General features: G+C 74.4%; 20 protein-coding genes. 7 read left to right on the forward strand and 13 right to left on the reverse strand.

All coding sequences use genetic code 11. The annotated features are described in order from the left end of the window. Window positions 1–6 precede the first annotated feature (6 nt). The 4 genes from ACFRAR_RS15410 to ACFRAR_RS15425 all read right to left on the reverse strand — a co-directional run bounded on the left by ACFRAR_RS15410 (window position 7) and on the right by ACFRAR_RS15425 (window position 2831). The gene (locus ACFRAR_RS15410) at window positions 7–249 is read right to left on the reverse strand and encodes an acyl carrier protein (protein WP_380698548.1); all 243 of its coding nucleotides are present in this window, start codon (window positions 247–249) and stop codon (window positions 7–9) included. 82 nt (window positions 250–331) lie between these two features. Beyond that, a complete protein-coding gene (locus ACFRAR_RS15415; RefSeq protein WP_380698549.1) occupies window positions 332–1333 on the reverse strand; it encodes a beta-ketoacyl-ACP synthase III in 1002 nt (333 codons plus the stop codon). Next, window positions 1330–2364 (reverse strand): AvrD family protein, encoded by a 1035-nt coding sequence (locus tag ACFRAR_RS15420; protein WP_380698550.1) that lies wholly within the window; start codon window positions 2362–2364, stop codon window positions 1330–1332. Before ACFRAR_RS15420 ends, ACFRAR_RS15415 begins: the two co-directional genes overlap by 4 nt. Next, entirely contained in the window at window positions 2364–2831 is a 468-nt protein-coding gene (locus tag ACFRAR_RS15425; RefSeq protein ID WP_380698551.1) for a PaaI family thioesterase, read from the reverse strand. The genes ACFRAR_RS15420 and ACFRAR_RS15425 overlap by 1 nt, the downstream gene beginning before the upstream one ends. Window positions 2832–3251: 420 nt before the next feature. Here ACFRAR_RS15425 and ACFRAR_RS15430 point away from each other — a divergent pair, with 420 nt between their 5' ends. Then, entirely contained in the window at window positions 3252–4229 is a 978-nt protein-coding gene (locus tag ACFRAR_RS15430; RefSeq protein ID WP_380698552.1) for an aldo/keto reductase, read from the forward strand. A gap of 120 nt (window positions 4230–4349) precedes the next feature. Here ACFRAR_RS15430 and ACFRAR_RS15435 read toward each other — a convergent pair whose 3' ends face one another. From ACFRAR_RS15435 to ACFRAR_RS15445, 3 genes are all read right to left on the reverse strand, one after another. Continuing rightward, window positions 4350–5039: a LuxR C-terminal-related transcriptional regulator gene (locus ACFRAR_RS15435; protein WP_380698553.1), complete on the reverse strand. Its 690-nt coding sequence runs from the start codon at window positions 5037–5039 to the stop codon at window positions 4350–4352. Between the two features lie 270 nt (window positions 5040–5309). Beyond that, window positions 5310–6242, reverse strand: a complete 933-nt coding sequence (locus tag ACFRAR_RS15440) for an NAD-dependent epimerase/dehydratase family protein (protein ID WP_380698554.1) — start codon at window positions 6240–6242, stop codon at window positions 5310–5312. After that, on the reverse strand, window positions 6236–6865 hold the full coding sequence (locus ACFRAR_RS15445) for a ScbR family autoregulator-binding transcription factor (protein ID WP_380698555.1): 630 nt from the start codon (window positions 6863–6865) through the stop codon (window positions 6236–6238). The genes ACFRAR_RS15440 and ACFRAR_RS15445 overlap by 7 nt, the downstream gene beginning before the upstream one ends. Before the next feature lie 131 nt (window positions 6866–6996). On the opposite strand from ACFRAR_RS15445, the gene ACFRAR_RS15450 reads away from it, so the two are divergent. From ACFRAR_RS15450 to ACFRAR_RS15460, 3 genes are all read left to right on the forward strand, one after another. After that, window positions 6997–7953, forward strand: a complete 957-nt coding sequence (locus ACFRAR_RS15450; protein ID WP_380698571.1) for a ScbA/BarX family gamma-butyrolactone biosynthesis protein — start codon at window positions 6997–6999, stop codon at window positions 7951–7953. Window positions 7954–8098: 145 nt separating this feature from the next. After that, the gene (locus ACFRAR_RS15455; protein ID WP_380698556.1) at window positions 8099–8620 is read left to right on the forward strand and encodes a SigE family RNA polymerase sigma factor; all 522 of its coding nucleotides are present in this window, start codon (window positions 8099–8101) and stop codon (window positions 8618–8620) included. Then, window positions 8610–9635 carry a hypothetical protein gene (locus ACFRAR_RS15460; RefSeq protein WP_380698557.1) on the forward strand — a complete coding sequence of 342 codons (1026 nt, stop codon included), beginning with the start codon at window positions 8610–8612 and terminating at the stop codon, window positions 9633–9635. The genes ACFRAR_RS15455 and ACFRAR_RS15460 overlap by 11 nt, the downstream gene beginning before the upstream one ends. A gap of 80 nt (window positions 9636–9715) precedes the next feature. On the opposite strand, the gene ACFRAR_RS15465 is transcribed toward ACFRAR_RS15460, so the two are convergent. After that, window positions 9716–10150 carry a glutaredoxin domain-containing protein gene (locus ACFRAR_RS15465; RefSeq protein ID WP_380698558.1) on the reverse strand — a complete coding sequence of 145 codons (435 nt, stop codon included), beginning with the start codon at window positions 10148–10150 and terminating at the stop codon, window positions 9716–9718. 82 nt (window positions 10151–10232) lie between these two features. Beyond that, window positions 10233–11498, reverse strand: coding sequence for an MFS transporter (locus ACFRAR_RS15470; protein WP_380698559.1), 1266 nt, complete (start codon window positions 11496–11498; stop codon window positions 10233–10235). Here ACFRAR_RS15470 and ACFRAR_RS15475 point away from each other — a divergent pair. Both ACFRAR_RS15475 and ACFRAR_RS15480 read left to right on the forward strand, forming a co-directional pair. Then, on the forward strand, window positions 11399–11926 hold the full coding sequence (locus tag ACFRAR_RS15475; protein WP_380698560.1) for a redoxin domain-containing protein: 528 nt from the start codon (window positions 11399–11401) through the stop codon (window positions 11924–11926). The two genes, ACFRAR_RS15470 and ACFRAR_RS15475, sit on opposite strands and share 100 nt — an antisense overlap. Window positions 11927–12057: 131 nt before the next feature. Next, on the forward strand, window positions 12058–12717 hold the full coding sequence (locus ACFRAR_RS15480) for a hypothetical protein (RefSeq protein ID WP_380698561.1): 660 nt from the start codon (window positions 12058–12060) through the stop codon (window positions 12715–12717). A gap of 125 nt (window positions 12718–12842) precedes the next feature. Here the strand turns inward: ACFRAR_RS15480 and ACFRAR_RS15485 are convergent, their stop codons facing one another. The 3 genes from ACFRAR_RS15485 to ACFRAR_RS15495 all read right to left on the reverse strand — a co-directional run bounded on the left by ACFRAR_RS15485 (window position 12843) and on the right by ACFRAR_RS15495 (window position 15603). After that, complete coding sequence (locus tag ACFRAR_RS15485; RefSeq protein ID WP_380698562.1) at window positions 12843–13730, reverse strand: NAD-dependent protein deacetylase; 888 nt, start codon at window positions 13728–13730, stop codon at window positions 12843–12845. 10 nt (window positions 13731–13740) lie between these two features. Next, window positions 13741–14385 (reverse strand): AAA family ATPase, encoded by a 645-nt coding sequence (locus tag ACFRAR_RS15490; RefSeq protein WP_380698563.1) that lies wholly within the window; start codon window positions 14383–14385, stop codon window positions 13741–13743. A 414-nt stretch (window positions 14386–14799) separates the two neighbouring features. Continuing rightward, on the reverse strand, window positions 14800–15603 hold the full coding sequence (locus ACFRAR_RS15495) for a methyltransferase domain-containing protein (protein ID WP_380698564.1): 804 nt from the start codon (window positions 15601–15603) through the stop codon (window positions 14800–14802). Window positions 15604–15844: 241 nt separating this feature from the next. Between ACFRAR_RS15495 and ACFRAR_RS15500 the strand changes: the two genes are divergently transcribed. Then, entirely contained in the window at window positions 15845–16534 is a 690-nt protein-coding gene (locus tag ACFRAR_RS15500) for a Tat pathway signal sequence domain protein (RefSeq protein ID WP_380698565.1), read from the forward strand. A 315-nt stretch (window positions 16535–16849) separates the two neighbouring features. On the opposite strand, the gene ACFRAR_RS15505 is transcribed toward ACFRAR_RS15500, so the two are convergent. Beyond that, a complete protein-coding gene (locus ACFRAR_RS15505; RefSeq protein ID WP_380698566.1) occupies window positions 16850–17971 on the reverse strand; it encodes a glycosyltransferase 87 family protein in 1122 nt (373 codons plus the stop codon). Window positions 17972–18266: the final 295 nt, after the last annotated feature.

Below are 18266 nucleotides of genomic sequence, written 5' to 3' on the forward strand. Positions count from 1 at the left end.
TCGGCCTCAGACCGCCGCGCCGAGCGAGCTGATCGTCTCGGCGGCCTCGCCGACGGTCTGGCCGGCGTCGAGGACACCCTCGCTGATGGAGATGCCGAGGCGCTTCTCCAGGATCAGCGACATCTCCAGCAGGGTGAGCGAGTCCACGGAGAGCTCGTCGAAGACGACCTCCGGGGAGACCTCGTCGGCGGGCACCTGGTACTTGGTGGTCAGGATCTCGATGATCATCTCGGTGACGGTCCCGGTCATTTCTCGGTCTCCTCGTGCGTAGGGGTGATGGCCGGTCGGACATAAGGGTGATGGCCGGTCGTGCGTGGGGTCGTGGCCGGGCTCAGCCCGGGGTGACGGCGGGCCAGGTGAGGGTCGCCGACCCCCAGGTGGCGCCGCCGCCGAAGGCGGTCAGCAGCACCCGGTCACCGGGCCTGAGCCGGCCGTCGAGGGTGCCGTCCGCGAGGGCCAGCGGGATGGAGGCGGCGGAGGTGTTGCCCACCCGGTCGATGTTGAGGACGGCCCGGTCGGCGGGGACGCCGAGCTGCTCGGCGACGGCGTGCACGATCCGGACGTTGGCCTGGTGGGCGACGATCCGGTCGACGTCGGCGACCTGCCACCCGGTCCGTTCGAGGACGTCCAGGGAGGAGTCGGTCATCCGGCGCACGGCGGTGAAGAACACCGACTTGCCGTCCATCCGGAAGTAGGCGTCCTCCGGGCGGGGCGGCCGGCCGCTGGTGCGCTCCTCGGAGCCGCCGCCGCGGACGGTGATCAGGTCGGCCATGGTGCCGTCGCTGCCGAGCCGGATCTGCCGGACCGCGCCCGGCTCGTCGGGCTGCCCGGCGCGCAGGACCACGGCGCCGGCGCCGTCGCCGAAGATGGCCCGGGTGGAGCGGTCCTCGGGGTCGAGGATGGTGCTGAACGTCTCGGCGCCGATGACCAGCACGCTGTCGGCCTGGCCGGCGCCGATGGCGGCCACCCCGGCCTGGAGGGCGTAGAGGAAGCCGGAGCAGACGGCCGCGATGTCGAAGGCCGGCACACCGGTCAGGCCGATCCGGGCGGCGACCGACGGCGCGGTGGCCGGGCACAGCCGGTCGGGGGTCGTGGTGGCGAGCACCACCAGGTCGACCTCGGCCGTCCCGGCGCTCTTGAGGGCCCGCTGCCCGGCCTCGACGGCGAGGTCGCCGGTGGTGGTGCCGGGGTCGACGACGTGGCGCTGGGCGATGCCGGTGCGGGTGCGGATCCACTCGTCCGAGGTGTCGAGGTGCCGCGCCAGTTCGGCGTTGGTCACCACGCGCGGGGGCAGGGCGGCGCCGACGCCGGTGAGGACGGCCGCGCGGGTCACCGTGCCACCGCCTCGGGGACCGCCGACGGGTGGCCCGCGGGGAGCCGGTGGGTGACGGCGCAGGACAGGTCGATGCCGGCCATGTCGGCGGTGATGGTCATGGTGCGCCAGGTGTCACCGTTCAGCCGCAGCAGGTCGGGTTCGGTCAGCGTGGTGGTGACGGGCACTCCGGCCTCGTACGGGCGGCGCGGGCCGGCCGCGGTCATCACGGTCTGGCGCATCCAGAGGGTGTCGCTGTCCTGGCGGCGGACGCCGTCCATCTCGTAGAGCATGACCTGGGCCAGCTGGAGCGCGGTCACGAAGGCGTCGACCATGGTGACCGACGGGCCGTGGCCGGACTCCAGGCCGCGCGGGGCCGGGCTCGCCGGTTCCTCGTGCTCGATGTCGAGCCGGGCGGTGGCCAGGAGCGCGCCCTGGTCCACCACGACGTCGCGGATCAGCTGGCGGCGGGTGGTGAAGCCGTGGTCGTAGTACCTGTCGGCGGCGGGCCCGAGCGCCTCGGCCGGGTTCGCGTACTGCCACTGGCCCGGGCTCGGGTTGTCGCTCGGGTGGACCAGTTCGCAGCGGACCCGCATGGTGCCGATGCCGCAGTCGATCACCGAGACCGACCAGCCGGGGGTGCCGTCGAGCGGCTTCAGCCGGCGGCGGGTGGCGACCGCCTCCAGCCGGTCGAGGTCCTCCTGCGGGCGGTTGCCGGCCGTGATCCGGACCTGGCGCAGCCAGGCCTCGCTCAGGTCGTCGCCGCGCCGGTCGGACAGGCAGAGCTCGGCGAGCTGGGCCGCGAGCACCAGCCCGTCGACGGTGCTGAAGTGGGGCCGGAGGTCGCCGACGGCCTTGCGCGACCAGTCCGCCGGGTAGCGGACCCGGACCGTGGCACTGGCGCCGGCCACGCCGTCCGGGGTGCGGGCGACCCGGATCCGGCTCAGGTCGTAGTGGACCCGCCGGAAGCCCCGGCCGAAGAAGCGGCGGTCGCCGGGGCCGAGGTAGTCGTCGACCGAGGCCAAGAGGGTGTGCGCGACCTGGGTGGTCATCAGTTCTCCGTCCGTCGGGGGGCTTCCTGGGACTGGCCGGCCCGGCGCCGGGTGGCGCCGCGCCGGATGAGGCAGGTGAGCAGCGCGGTGGACGTCCGCTGCCCGGAGTCGTCGGTGATGGTGATCTGGTACGAGGCCACCGACTCCCGTTCGTACAGCGGCCGGCACTCGCCGGTCAGGGTGCCGGAGGAGACCCAGCGGTGGTGTGTGCAGGAGAGATCGAGGCCGACCGCGGTTCCGTCCGGCCCGGCGTGCACCAGCGCGGCCAGCGAGCCGAGGGTCTCGGCGAACACCGCGTTGGCGCCGCCGTGCAGGATGCCGGCGGGCTGGCGGTTGCCGGTGACGGGCATCGTGCCGGTCACCAGGCCGGGTTCACAGGTGTGGATCTCGATTCCCATGCGCTGGGTGAGCTGTTCGAGTTCGTAATCGGCGTCGACGGGAACTGGCCCGAGCGTCGTGCGGGACATCACGGCATCCTTCCGCCCGTGGGCACGGGCACAGGAATGGCGGGAAAGGACCGTTCGGCTGGAGTGGATGAGTCCGGTGAATTCGGCGGCGCTGCGTGGTCGGCACGGTTCGACAAGGGCGACACTGCCCGTGAACCCGACCGCCGGACCGGCGCCGCGGAATTGAACGACTCCGAGTCAACACGATCGATGGGGACCGAACAAGCACGTGGCCGATAGCTGCCACGCACCGCCCGGGGACTGCCGGGCACCCCCGCCGGGCGGGCCTCCGACCAGGTCCGGCCCCGCGCGACGGTCCGTCAGAAGGGTTTTGTCACCGGGCCGTCGGCTGTGGTTGTCTGCTGCTGTCAGGACCCCGCGGGAGCCGTCGCGGCCCCCGCCCGGCTGTCATTCGTTCGCGAAAGGCTGGTATTCCCCACCATGGAACACGCATTTCTCGGAGCGCTCGAAGTGTCTCGCATCGGCCTCGGCGCGATGTCGATGTCGGACTACTACACCGGCGCCGGTGACGACGACGTGGAATCGGTGCGAACGATCCACCGCGCGCTCGACCTCGGGGTGACCCTGCTGGACACCGCGGAGATCTACGGCCCGTTCGCGAACGAGGAACTGGTCGGCCGGGCCATCGCGGGACGGCGCGACGAGGTGGTGCTGGCCACCAAGTTCGGACTGGTCGCGCACGGCGGCGGCGGACCGAACGTGCTCGACAGCTCGCCGGCCAACGTCCGCGCCGCGGTGGAGGGTTCGCTGCGGCGGCTGGGCACCGACCGGATCGACCTGTACTACCAGCACCGGGTCGACCCGGGCACGCCGATCGAGGAGACGGTCGGGGCGCTGGCCGAGCTGGTCCGCGAGGGCAAGGTGCGGCACATCGGCCTGTCCGAGGCCGGCCCGGAGACCATCCGGCGCGCTCACGCGGTGCACCCGGTGACGGCGGTGCAGACCGAGTACTCCCTGTGGACCAGGGACCCGGAGTCGGCGTTGCTGCCGCTGCTGCGCGAGCTCGGCATCGGGCTCGTGGCGTACTCGCCGCTCGGCCGCGGGTTCCTCACCGGAGCGATCCGCTCGACCGGACAACTCGACGCCGCAGACTTCCGGTTGACGACCCCCAGGTTCGCCGAGGAGAACTTCGGAGCCAACCTGCGCATCGTGGACGAGGTGGAGCGGGTCGCCGCGGAGGCCGGGGCGACGGCCGCCCAGGTCGCGCTCGCCTGGCTGCTGGCCCAGGGGCGGGACATCGTGCCGATCCCCGGCACCAGGCGCAGCACCCGGGTCGAGGAGAACGCGGCGGCGGACGCCGTCACCCTGACTCCGGCCCAGCTGGCGCGGCTCGACACGCTGGTGCCGGCCGCGGGGGCGCGTTACGCCGAGCAGGACCTCGCCCGGACCGGCCTCTGAGGGACCACGGCCGGGGCGGGGCCGTCCGAACCCGCCCCGGCCGTGCCGGTCGCCCCGGCTACCCCGGCCACCCCGGTCACCCCGGTCACCCCGGCCCCGGCCGCCTGATCCGGTGATCCGTCAGACCCAGGCCCGTCGGGCGGCTTCGGCGCCGGCCTGGAAACGGCTGCGGGCGCCGAGCCTGGTCATCAGGTCGGCGATGGTCCGCCGGTTGGTGCGGACGGAGAGCCCGGTGCGTGCGGCGATGGCGGCGTCGGTCAGCCCCTCGTCCAGCAGCCGCAGGACCTCGCGCTCCCGCCGGTCCGGCCCGGGGCCGCGCTCCGGCTCACCACCATGGTTCAACTCCCGCCCCTGGTCCCAGAGTTGTTCGAAGAGCAGGCGGCATGCGGTCACCGGGGCCACGCCGCGCAGGAACACCCAGCCGGCCTGCTCGACGAGCGGGTCGGTCGGGACGATCGCCGCGTCCCGGTCGGCGACGGCCATCCACAGCGGCGGCTGCGGCACCGCCAGCAGTTCCACACCGAGGGCCGCCATCCGGATGGCGCTGCCGCCGCAGGCGGGGTCGTCCAGGTTCTCGGGGCCGAGCGCGCGGACCCGCACCCCGCGGTCGACCAGTTCCGCGCCGAGGAGTTCGAGGCGGGCGCGGAGCCGGGGGTCGAGCGGTGCGCTCGGCAGCACCAGCAGGACCTCGCGCACGGCCCGGCCGGCCAGCACGCCGAGTCCGTCGAGCAGCCCGACCGAGCGACCCGGGCTCGGCGCGGGCCCGGCCGGGGACAGGGCGCGCGGCGGAGCGCTTCGGCCGCTCTGCACGGGCACCTTCCACTCGCCCACCGCCGCGGCGCCCAGGCCGACGGCCGGCTCGCACGGACCGGTTCCGGGAACTCGATCGTCAGGTCCAGCCAGTACCTGAACCTCAGACGGGCCCATCACTCCCCCTGTCACATCCAAGTGGCCGAGCCGGAGGAGTACATGACACCCGGGATCTCCGGTCGCTCCACTCGTCCGGCAGCCGAGAATACAGAACGTTCTCATTGTTTTTATGTGATGGCGATCACAGGATTCTCTGGAGGGAAAGCCGGCTCAGGACCGGCCCAAGGCCTCCCGATACCAAGGGGCCGCGTCCACAATTCCGGCCAACGGTCCTGGCCCCGCAGGGCAGTTGGCGATTTTCCAGATCTCCTCACTGCGATACCAGTGATCCCGGGCGACCAGAGCGAACTGACGCTCCGAAATCCGGCCGGGGTTCGCCGCGAGCATTCGCAGGCACTCCGCCCACGACAGGTCGGGCCCCTGCGGCGCGGCCAGGACTCCGCACCCGTCCAGCGCGGCCAACAGGTCCCCGGTGCGCACCGGTTCGGGGTGGCTGGCGTGGTGGACGCCGGACGGAGCCGCGTGATCGCCCGTCGCGAGAGCGCCGATCAGGCGGGCCAGGTCGTCACGGTCCACCATCGACAGCCGGGCCGACCCGCCGTCCCAGACCACCGGGACCCGTCGGACCAGTTCGTCCAGCGCCGGCACCACCCACCGGTCGCCGGTCCCGGTCACCAGGCCCGGCCGCAGCACGACACCACCGGCGTCCAGCGCGAAGCGCTCCCCGAGGAGCCTGGTCCGACTGGCCTCCGACACCGGCACGGCCGGCACCCCGGCCACCTCGATGCCCGAGTGCGGCCCCTCGCCGTACACGGCGGCGGTGGACAGGTGGACGACCCGGCCGACCCCGGCCCGCACGGCCGCGGCCATCAGCGCCTCGGCCCCGCGGACGTTGACCGCCTCGCACTCCTCGGCGCCGCCGCTCACCCGGGAGGCGAGGTGGACCAGCACCTCGGCGCCCTCGCACAGCCCGGCCAGTGCCGCACGGTCCGCGAGCCCACCGGCCACCCAGTCCGCCCGCCCGTCGCCCTCCGGCACCCGGCGGGCCAGCGCGCGCACCCGCGCACCGCCGTCGGTGAGGGCCCGCAGCACGGCGGAGCCGATGAAGCCGGTCGCCCCGGTGAGCGCGACCCTGGTCAGCACGAGCGCTCCCGGGACCGCTCGGCGTCCAGCACCAGCCCGTCGCGCACCTCCGGCGTCGCGATGCCGGGCAGCAGGCAGCGCCAGAGGTTGGCGATCCGCTCCGGCAGGTCCACCCGGCCGCTCGCGATCTGCGACATCACCTGCGAACCGGTGAACCCGGCCACCAGGACGGCGGCGAAGACGCCCTCCTCCGCCTCGGGCAGCAGCTCGCCCGCCGTCCGGGCCGCGGCCAGCTCGACCCGGAAGCACTCGATCCACTCCTGGTAGATCGAGTACTCGGACAGCCCGGCCTCGCCCTGCTCGACCGCCAGCCGCACACCGGCCCGGAACACCACGTCCCGCTGGAGCTCACGGGCGAGGTAGAAGGTGAGGTCGATCAACTGCTGGAGGCCGCTGGGCTTCTGCGGGATCCCCTTCAGATGGGCCGCCTGGTACATGATCACCGCCCGCGCCAGCCCCTCCTTGGACTTGAAGTGGAAGTAGATCGCGCCCTGAGTGGTCGCGGCGCGTTCCGTGATCCGCATGATCGAGCCGCCGGCGAAGCCGGATTCGTCGAACACCTCCGCGGCCGCCTCCAGAATGAGCTCGCGGGTACGAACCGCACGCTGCTGCCTACCTGCCATTGACGCCTCCCCAGCCCCACTTCGAATACACGCCCCAGCACCGGCCTCAACCTTCGTTCGCTATATTCGGCGCCGTCCGCCGTTATGGATACACGGCCGAAAGAGCACCAGACGAAGGAAATTGCACCACCATGTCCGATATTGAGACCCTCTCGGAACTGACCCCCCACCACCCCGTCAGCCGAAACCTCGTCCACAAGTCAGACGCGAGCGAGGTCCTCCTCACGGCGTGGCGCCGGACCGGACCCGACTCGTTCTCGGTGACCGCACACTGGCCTGCCGATCGGCCATTCTACCGATCGGCCGACGGCGGCTTCGAGTCCGTACTACCGACCGAGACGGTCCGTCAACTCTTTCCGTTGATCTGCCATGTGGGCTACGACACACCGTTCGACCACCATCTGGTCTGGGAGCACTTCCGGTGCGACCTGGACCCGGCGGTGCTGCGCCCCGCCGGCGGACCGGTCGCGGTGGAACTGCGGGTGACCTGCTCCGACCTCGCCCGCAGGAGAGCCGGCCTGGCCGGCATGACGATGGACGTGGACATCCTGCGCGACGGAATTCCACTCGCCACGGCCCGCTCCCGGTTCACCGTCCAGTCACCCGCGGTCTACCTCCGGCTGCGCGGCCCGAATTCCGACCGGGCAGTCGCGATGGCAGCCGCACCGCCGGCCCCGGAAGGAATTCCCGCCGCCCGCGCCGGACGCCTGGCCCAGGCCGACGTGGTGCTTTCCGAAACCCCGCCCGGGGATATCCCGGAACGAATAGCAAACGAAATGTCCGAATCTCCGGAAACCGGCGCCGCCGGCTGGTGGCTGCGGGTGGACACCGCCCATCCGACGTTCTTCGACCACCCGGTCGACCACGTACCGGGCATGCTGCTGCTGGAGGCCGCCCGGCAGGCCGCCCAGGCCGTGCGGCATCCGGTACCGGCCCCGGCGGCGACGCTGTCCGCCGTCTTCCACCGGTACGTGGACCTCGACGCCCCGTGCCGCGTCACGGCCGGGGCCGAATCGCCCGCGCTGGTCCGGGTCACCGCCGAGCAGCACGGCCGGGTCTGCTTCACCGCGGACGTCGGCACGGCGTGACGCGGTGATGAGTGCCGCGGTGAAGCAGACCCGGCCGTCCTGTCGGGCCCCGTACGCACCGCTCGCACCCGGCCGCCGCGAAGCCCGTCCACCGGATGTCGGCCCACGGTCATCCGTTTCCGGTGGCCGGAGCGTCCTTGGGGGTATGAAGCGCGAATCGCTCCGCCCGGAGGGCTCCGGATCCGACCCGTTCGACGAGTTCGTCGCGGCCCGGTACCAGCCGCTGCTGCGCGGGGCGTACCTGATCACCGGGAACGTCCACGACGCCCGGGACCTGTTGCACGATGCCTTGGCGCAGGTGTACCCGAGACGGTCGACGATCCGGGACGCGGGCGCGACCGAGGGGTACGTCCGCCGGACGATGGTCCGCACCCACATATCGCGGTGGCGTCGGACCAGGCGCGAGGTGCTCACCTCCGCGCCGCCGGACGGACCGGCGGTCCAGGACGCCGAACGGGACGACGAGTTGGCGACGGCGCTGGCCGGACTGCCACCACGGCAGCGGGCGGCCGTGGTGCTGCGCTACTACCTGGACCTGCCGGTCGCACAGGTGGCGGAGGAGCTGGGGTGCACGGTGCCCACGGCGAAGACCCACCTGGCGCGCGGGATCAAGGCGCTTCGACAGGAACTGGAACCGGTGAGGGAGTTGGTGGGCCGTGGACGCTGAGGACAGGTTCGAGGAGGAGCTGGTCGCCCGGCTCGAACGGCGCGCGGCGGGGGTCGGTGGCGGCCCGCCGCCGGCCGGGCTGCGCGAGGCCGGACAGCGGCGGGCCCGCCGGCGGACCACCGTCCGGGTCGTGACGGCGGCCGCCGTGGTCGCCCTCGGCGTGACGGCGCTGACGCAGCTCGCGGGCGGTCTCGGGCCCGGCCGGACCGGCGCCGCCGGACTGCGCGTGGTCGAGGCCGGCCCGACGACGGATGCCACGGCGGATGCCACGGCGGGTGCCACGGCCACCCGGTACCTGGCCGTGATGCTGGACTGCGCGAACGGGCCCACGTCGATGCGGACACCGGGCTGGCACGAGCACCCGACCGAGCTTCCGCGGTATCCGGCGCCGGGCCTCCCGTCACCGGAGGCACCCACCTCCGGGGCCACCTCGTCCAGGGAGCCGTCGTCGGGCTACCCGTCGCCGGATCACTCGTCGACCGGCTACCCGTCGCCGGATCACTCGTCGACCGGCGCGCCCTCCCCCGGGGCGTCCTCGTCGCCGGGCTCGCCGGCCACCTGGTCCACGTCCTCCGGCACGGCCCCCGGCTTCTCGTCCGTCTCGGGCGATCCGGTGGACCTCGGTTCGCGCCGGGCGGGCCAGGCCATCGAGGAGCTGGCGATGTCCGACTACCCCGACCGCTACTTCGGCACCTGCCGCGACCGGAACACCGGCACGCTCTACGTGATGCGGGTCCCCGGCAGCGATCTGGACGCCGCCGTGACCCGCCTGGCGGCCGACTGGCCCGCGGTGAAGGTGGCGTTCGCCGACGCGGCGGGCTCCCGGAGCCAGCTCATGGCCCTCGTGAAGCGGATCAACGCGGACGTCGGGGAGTGGCGGGCCAACGGTGTGGTGATCGAGGCGGCGACCCTCGCCATCGACGGCACCGGTGTGGTGGTCGACACCCCGCAGTGGCAGTCCGCGGGGGCGGAGATCAAGGCGAGGTACGGCCCCCTGGTGGCCGAGGTCCGGTGACCACGAGCGGCGGCCGGGAGGCGGCCGGGAGGGCCTGACCGCCTCCCCCGCTGCGGTGTCGACCGGCCGGGCACCGCCCGTCAGGCGGCGGGGAGTCGGGCGCGCAGCCAGGCGGGATCGGGGTTGGTGTACGGCCGGCCGTCGATGACGACGGTCGGCACGGTCTCGTTGCCGTCGTTGGCCGCGCGCACCACCGCCGCCGCCTCCGGGTCGCGCCAGATGTCCACCCAGTGCAGCCGGCCGGCCGTCCGGCCCAGCCTCAGACGCATCCGCAGGCAGTACTTGCAGCCCGGGCGCCAGTAGACCACCGGCCGGCCGTCGGCCGCACTGCGGCGCCGGGCCTCCGCCGCGCCGATCGTCCTCGGGAAGAACAGGGGCGAGTTCATGCCCGCGAGTGCCGCGAACAGCAGCAGGTACAGCACGGCCGCCACGGGGCTCCCGCCGAAGGCCAGCCCGGCCGAGACGACCGCACCGCAGAGGGCGAGCAGTAGTGGCAGCTTCCACACACGCGTCATGGCGGTCCAGGCTATCCGCTGGAGCGGGACCGCGCAGCGGCAATTCGACCGGGGCGGACGGGAAGAGGACGGGGGCCGGCCACTACGCCAGGTCGCGCACCCGGCGGACCGAACTGCCCGCCAGGATCGCCGGGCCGGCCAGGCTGCACACCGCCAGCAGGACCAGCGCCGTTCGCGGCCCCCAGGCCGTGGAGGCGGCGCCCGCCAGCAGCGCGCCGACCGGGATGGCGCCCCAGGAGACGAACCGGACGGTGGCCATCACCCTGGGGAGCAACTCGGGCGGGGTGTGGGTCTGCCGGTGGGTGCGGGCGACGATGCTGCTGACCACGACGCCCGCCGAGAAGCCCGCGTTGCCGACGGCGAAGACCACCACCGCCCAGCCGGAACCCGCCACCGGGAGCAGGAAGGTGAAGAGCGCGGCGACCAGTGCCGACCGGCGCAGGGCGCAGCCGCTGCCGATCCGGGAGACCACCCGGGGCGTGAGGGCGGCGCCGATCAGGCTGCCGAGCCCGCCGGTGGCCATCAGGGCGCCGACGGCGGCGGGCGGCGCGTCGAGGGTGGTGACCAGGAACACCGGGGTGAGCGTCATCAGCCCGCCCGCGACGAAGTTGACCGCGGTGGCGTCGGCGGCGCACGGCCCGATCACCGGGTGCCGGGTGACGAAGTGCCAGCCCTCGCGGATCTGCTCGCGCATCCCCACGCCGGCCGGGCCCCCGGTCGGCCGTTCCGCGCGCGGCAGGCTCCGCAGCAGCGCGGCCGAGACCAGGTAGCTGACCGTGTCCAGCATCATCGCGGCGGCGCCGCCGACGAGTTGGACCAGCACCCCGCCGAGCGAGGGGCCGGCCAGCTCGGTCGCGGCGCTGCTGCCGGAGAGCAGGCTGTTGCGGGCGGTCAGCTGTTCCTTGGGCACGATCGAGGGCAGGAAGGTGGAGTTGCCGACGTCGAAGACCACGCTCGCCAGGCCGACCAGCAGCGCGACCGCCACCAGCTGCGGCAGGCCGAGCGCCCCCAGGGCGGCCGCCACCGGCACCGAGGCCACGGCCAGCGCGCGCACCAGGTCCATCACCACCTGGGTGCCGCGCAGCGGGAGCCGGTGGACCAGGACTCCGGCCGGCAGTCCCACCAGCAGCCAGGCCAGGTACCCGGCACCGGTGATCATGCCGACCTGCCAGGCCGTCGCGTGCAGGGTGACCACGGCGATCAGCGGCAGGGCGACGACGGTCACCTGGTCGCCGAGGCGGCTGACCAGTGATCCGCTCCAGTAGCGCCAGAACACCCCCGCCCCGCGCGCCGGTTCGCGCTCCGCCTCGCGGTCCACCGCGGCCGCCGCTCGCGTCCTCACATCCATCCCCGGTCCCACCCCTTCTGTCGCGACCCTTCCCACCCGTCCGCGGCGCGGACCACCCGCCTGGCTGGGGGGAACTCCCCGGTGCGGCCGGCTGCACCCTGGAGTCCGGTACCTACCGCGACCGGATGGCCGAGTTCACCGCCCACGGCGCCCGCGTCCACGGAGTCGGCACCCAACGCCCCGACCAGCTGGCCGCGTTCACGGAGCACGCCCGCATCCCCTCACCGCTGCTCTCCGACACGGACCTCCAGCTGGCCGCCGCGCTGCGCCTGCCCACCTTGCGGGCCGCGGGCGTCGACCGGCTCAAGCGCCTCACCCTCGTCCTGGACGCCACCCGCACCGCCCGGGGAGTCCTCTACCCGGTGATCGACCCGGCAGGCTCGGTGGAGGACGCGATTGGCCTGATCGACCACCTTGCGCGGAGCTGACAACCGCCCCTCCCCTCGTCATCCCGGTGCACCCCGGCCGGGATTGTGACGTGACCCTGTCTAGTTCGTTCCCGTCCCGGTGTGGTGGGATGGGCCCTCACGGGGTGGCGTAACGCTGACGGGGGTGTGTGGTGGCACGGAGTGAGTGGCTGCGGGAGCTTGACGGGGACGCGGCGAGCCTGGCGGCCGTGGGGCTGGTCCGGCTGGGCGCGCAGGAGCGGCTCGGCGCGGAAGCCGGGGAGCCGGCCTGGATGGGCGGTGTGCGGGCCGCCTCGCTGGCCGACGCCTGGCTGGCCTTCGGCGACGCCCCGGCCTCCGGGCTACGGGTGCCCGCTCCCGCGGTGCTGCGAGCCGTCGCGACCCGGGCCGCGGAGCTGGTCCTGCGGTCCTGCGAGGAGGACGGGCCGACGGCACTGGGGTGGCTGGGGCAGCGGGCGGCGGAGGCCCGCGAGCAGGCGCAGCGGGACGGCACCCCGCACCCGGCCGAGCCGTGCGCGCTGACCCTGGTGTGGCACGGGGTCCAGGCGCTGGCCGCCGGGGACGGCACGTGCCACGCCCGCCGCATCGACGAGCGCGGCGAGGCGTACGTGCGGGAGCACCACCGCCGCCAGGACACCCTGGCACTGGTGCTGTGCTGCACCCGGATCGCCGCGGCGGCGCTGGTGGAGCTGTGCGAGGACGATCCGGCGCGGGTGGACGCCTGGCTGGAGCAGACCGCGGCCCGCTCGATGCCACGGGACGGCCGGGTGCCGCTGTGGGTGCCCGGGCGGCCCTGGCAGCCGGCCGGCTGAGCTCCCTCCGGGGCGGGCCGGTCGGACGTCCCGGCGGCCCGACGTCCCGGCGGTCGGACGTCCCGGCGGTCGGACGTCCCGGCGGCCGGACGCCCCGGCGGCCCGACGGCAGCCGACCGACCGGATCAGGGCGCGCCGAGCAGCCGGGCGACCTCCGCCATGGCCGGCCCCAGCGGCAGGTCGAGCCGGAGCCCGGCGAGTTCGTCGGCCCGGGTCGGCCCCTGGTTGACGATCGCCACCGGCAGCCGCGCCCGGGCGGCCCGGCGGACGAAGCGCAGCCCGGACAGCACGGTCAGTGAGGAGCCCAGGACCACCAACGCGCTCGCCCCGTCGACCAGTTCGTAGCAGTGCTCGACCCTGGGCACCGGGACGTTCTCGCCGAAGAAGACCACGTCGGGCTTGAGCACCCCGCCGCAGTCCGTACAGGCGGCGACCCGGAAGCCGTCCACCAGCCGCTGCGGCAGCCGCGCGTCGCCGTCGGGCCGCAGCTCCGCCCCCGGTCGGCGAAAGCCCCGGTTGAGCTCGTCCAGCCGCAGGTCGAGCTCGGCCCGGGAGCTGGTGCGGCGGCAGCCGAGGCAGACCACCCGGCGCAGCCCGCCGTGCAGCTCGACCGCCTCCCGGGTGCCGGCCGCGTGGTGGAGGCCGTCCACGTTCTGGGTGATGACCGCCGTGACGTGCCCGGACCGGCGCAGGCGTTCCACCGCGAGGTGCCCGGCGTTCGGCCGGGCTCCGACGATCGCGGGCCAGCCGGTGTGGCTGCGGGCCCAGTACCGGCGCCGGGCCTCGGCGCCGCCGGTGAACTCCTGGTAGGTCATCGGGGTACCGCTGCGGCTGCGGCCGGTGGCACCGCGGTAGTCGGGGATGCCCGACTCGGTGGACAGGCCCGCCCCACTGAGCACCACCGCGCCGCGCCGGTCCAGCAGCCGCGCCAGGGCCTCCAGGGCTTCGGGCCCGGCTCCGGCGCCACCGGCTGCCGGAACGTCCTGCCCGCCAGGGTGTTCGAACGCCTCCATACCGTCGAGGTTAGACCGACGGCCCGTGGTTCCCCTCCCGGCCGGGCGGCCCGGCGTCGGCACCGGTGTCGATGCCGGTGCCGGTGCCGGCATCGACACCGGCGGCGAAGGCCGCGATCCGCTCCAGGGGCGGGTCCCAGCCCCGGGTGGTGTCCACGACCAGGCAGGGCGCGTCCAGCGCGATCGGCACCCAGCTCTCGATCGGCCGCTCACCGCGCGCGATGCGGCGCAGCAGTTCGGCGTCCGCGTGGACGGCCCGCGCGGGCGACTCGGCGGCCCGGCGGGCGATGCGCGTGCGGGCCACCTCGGGGGCGACGACGCAGCGCACGATGCGCAGGTCGGCGAGACCGAGGAGCGGCGCCAGGCCGGGGCGCCACAGCCGGTCCTGGAAGGCCGACTCCGCCACCGGGTCCGTGCCCGCGCGCAGGTGCTCGCCGAGGATGCGGAAGAACGCCGCCAGGGTCCGGCGGTCCAGGTCGCCGTCAAGGCTCGAAGCGGGACCGGCACCGGGACCAGGACCGGGACCGGGACCGGGACCGGGCTCGACGGCGGCCATCCGCTCCTTGATCTCGTTCCGGCAGACCACCGGACGGCCGAGCGCGTCGGCCAGGGCGTGCGCCAGGGTGGTCTTGCCGCCCCCGGGAGGGCCGCTCACGGCGACGAGGATCGGGCGTCGGGGCGGGGACGGACGTCGGGGCGGCGGCGGATCTCGGGGCGGGGGACGGAGTCCGGTCATGGCTGACGAGTCTGCACCGGAGGGCCGCCGCCCGCCATCTCCCCTGCGGACGGCGGACGGCGGGCGGGTGCCGCCGGAATCCCGTTCCAGTGGACCCCCTGCCCGGTAAACCCATTCGAAGCGGAGATGAACGCCACCGGACCGCCGCTACAGGAGCAGGTGTTGCCACACCGCTCGCCCGGGTCAGCCCCAGCCCGGCACCGGCGGCAGCGGCCACGCCGGTGGCACCGGCAGCGGTCCGTCCGCCCGCAGGCACGCCCCCGGGCCGCGCCCCGACAGCCAGGCGAGCAGCGCGTGCCCGGGGCCGGCGCGCGGACCCTGTCGAACACCCGCTCAGGGACGGCGCGCCCAGGCGGAGACCAACGGGGCGGTGGCCAGGTCGAGCCGGCCGGAGGCGACGTTGGCCAGGTGGCGGTCGATCTCCTCCTCCGTCGCCAGTCCCTCCCCCACCAGCAGCCGGCGGACCTGCCGGACCGTGGCGTCCTCCAGGACGGCGCAGGCCGGGGAGGTGATCGGGAAGTACGCGTCGGCCTGGACGTCCACCAGCCCCGCTTCGCGCAGCGCCCTGGGCAGCGTCCGCCCGTACGCGAGGTCGGCGCCGCGCCCGGCCATCAGGGTGCGGAAGCCGGACCGCAGCCGGTTGGCGAGGCGCTCGTCGGGGCCGGACTCGTCCGGGCAGATCAGCGGCATCAGGGCCGGGTCGGCGTCCTCCAGGAGCAGCCGGCCGCCGGGGCGCAGCGCCTGGACCATCCGGCGCAGGGCCTCGGCGCGGTCGGCGACGTGCACCAGGACCAGCCGGGCGTGCACCAGGTCGAAGCCGCCGGGCGGCGGCGGGTCGCCCGCCACGTCGTGGCGCAGCACCTCGATCACGTCGCCGGCCGCGGGGGCGGTCCAGGAGACGTCGATGTCGGTCGCGACGACCGACCCGGTCGGGCCGACGCGCTCGGCGAGTCCGAGCGGCACGGAGGGGCCGCCCGCGCCGACCTCCCAGCAGCGCATCCCGGGGCCGATCCCGAGGGCGTCGACGTGCCGGAAGGTCACCGGGTCGAAGAGTTCGGAGAGGGCGCCGAACCGGATGCCCGCCTCGGTCTGCCGGTTGTCCAGGAGGTAGCCGTGGTCGTTGTCGTGCTCAGCCATGCGGAGGATTCTCGCAGCCACCGCCCCCGGAGCCGCACCGGCTCCCCCTGTCACCGCACCTGTCACCGCACCGCTCACCCTTGTTGACGGAAAGTCAGCAAGTTCCGTCCGTCGCCTTGACGGCTCATGGTCAGGCCTGGAACCTATGGATCCCGGAAACGCCGCGCGCTCCCCGGTTCCCCACCGCCCGGGAGCCGCCAGAGGTCGTCTTCTCGCCCCTCACCGAGAAAGAGGCTCTTCCATGCGCTTCAGCCGCCACCTCGCCGTCACCGCCGCCGTCTGCGCCGCCACCGCGTTCGCGTCGGCCCCCGTCACCGCCGCCGCTTCGCCGGAGCCCCTCGCCGCCGGGCCGGTGCTCACCACCGGAAGCGCGGGCGGCCCGGCCGTCGCGGCGGGCGACGTCCTCGCCGCGCCGCTCGCCGCCGGCACCAAGGCCACCTTCTACTCGACCGCGACCAGCACCACCGGCGTCACCTGCGCCACCTCCCAGCTCACCGCCACGACGCTGGGCAACCCGGCCGCGCCGGGCAGCGCGACCGCGTCGCTGACCGGGCTGAGCTTCGGCTCCTGCACCGCCAACATCACCGGCGTCACCTCCGTCCGCAGCCTGACGGTCGGCAACCTGCCGTACGGCGTCACCGTCTCCGACGCCCCCGGCCTGCCGGTCACCCTCACCGGCGGGTCCGCCGGGCCGATCCAGGCCACCGCCGTGCTCGACAGCTGGTTCGGCACCATCACCTGCTCCTTCCAGCTGAGCGGCGCGTTCACCGGCAGCGCCGACAACACCGCCCACAGCCTGGTCTTCCGCGCCGAGCACTTCGCCAAGAGCGGCGGCTCGGCGCTCTGCCCGGCGGACGGCTACTTCTCGGCGACGTACGGCCCGATCACCGACGCCACCCAGGCCGGCGGCCCGGCGGTCTACGTCAACTGACCGCCTCCTCCGCCGGGGCGGGCACGGTGAGCACCGCCGCACCCGCCCCGGCTCCCGGCCGGCCGCACGCCTTCGCCCCCCCGGGCACCCCGGGACCGGCTCCGCCCGGATCCGCCGGCCGCCGTCACCACCGTCACCACCACCGTCCGGCCGCGCCAGGCCGGCCGCTCTGCTCCCCCGACCAGCGTCGACACGAGGACGGAGCGCGGTGGCGGAAGGATTCGAGGCGCGGGAGGTGCGGCGCCTGCCCGCCTCCGATCGGCGGGCGGGACGGCGCGCCCTGCGGTGGACGACCGGGGCGGCCGGGACGGCCGGTCAGGCCCGGGCCACGGCGAACTCCCGGGCGGTGGCCCGGAGCACGGCGATCAGCGCCAGCAGCATCAGCGCGCCGTGGGCCGGCATCGACAGGTACGGGGCCACGCTGGGCGCGATGAACTTGAGGTAGCTGCCGAACGAGGAGAGCTGCACCAGCACCGGCAGGTACCAGAGCTGCCGGGGAAGCTGGAAGGCCACGAGCACGCTGAGGATGTCCGCGAGGTAGAAGTAGCGCTCGTGCATGGACGGCAGCAGGAACGGCACCGCGATCGCGAAGACGGTGGCCAGCAGCAGCACCCGCCGGCCGGTGAGCCCCGCCGGGTCCTCGGCCCGCCGCACGGCCCGGACCGCCAGCCCGACCAGCGCCAGTACCAGCACACCGGCGACCAGTACGCCCGCGCCGCGCACCGCGTCGCTCGCCTCGGACGGCACCGAGACGAACTGGTAGAGCGACGGCGCGTTGAGCGTGAGGTCCCGGTAGGTCCCCGTCTGGCGGCCGTACACCGTCAGCAGCTGCCAGGGGTCGGCGCCGAGCAGCAGGGCGGGGACGTCGAGCGCCAGGTAGGCGGCCGGGACGGCCAGCAGGCTCCGCCACGGCAGCCGCCGGTTCAGGACGACGACGAGCAGCAGCGGGAACAGGAAGACCGCCTGGAGCTTGAAGGCCAGGGCGATCCCGAAGAACGCGCAGGCCCACCAGGGCCGTTCGCGCATGAGGTGGTAGACGCCGCCGACCAGGAAGGCGGTGAAGATCGCGTCGGCCTGGGCCCACCAGCCGCTGTTGGTCACGACCGTGGGCAGGAACAGCACCGTCACCGCCGCCGCGAACGGCAGCCAGGGCCGGTGCGGCCGGTGCAGCGAGACGATCCGGTGGGTGTAGTACGCCAGCACCAGGTCGAAGAGGATCGACACGCACTTGACGCCGGTCATCGCCGGCACCGGCAGGTAGCTGATCCCGGCCATCAGGTACAGGTAGGGGACGTTGTAGTCCGAGAAGCCGCCGCTGCTCAGGGCGTGGAACCCGCCCTGCTCCGCTATGTACCGGGACCACGGGCCGAGGAAGTAGTGCCAGTCCGGCGACTCGTACTCCATCAGCAGGGCCCGGACCAGGAGCGCCGACGCCACCGCCGTCACCGCCGACAGGGCCAGGACCGTCGGATCGGCCGGGCTCGCGGGTGGCGGTGTCCCGGGGCTCGGCGCGGGGCCCGGGCCGGCGTGTCGGGCATCGGTGTCGGGTCGGTCCGGGAAACGGGTCATACCCCCAGGACGCCGCACCCGCCGAAGACGGATGACAACGGGCCGCGCCGATTTTTCCGGCGGCCGGCACCGCGCCTCCCCGCCGCCTCCCCGCCGCCTCCCCGCCGTCGGCCGCCACCTCCCCGCCGGCCGGCGCCCCGGGCCGGCGCGCACCCGCCGCCCC

The sequence above is a fragment of the Kitasatospora sp. NPDC056651 genome (assembly GCF_042792155.1).
In the GTDB taxonomy this organism is placed as follows: Bacteria; Actinomycetota; Actinomycetes; order Streptomycetales; family Streptomycetaceae; genus Kitasatospora.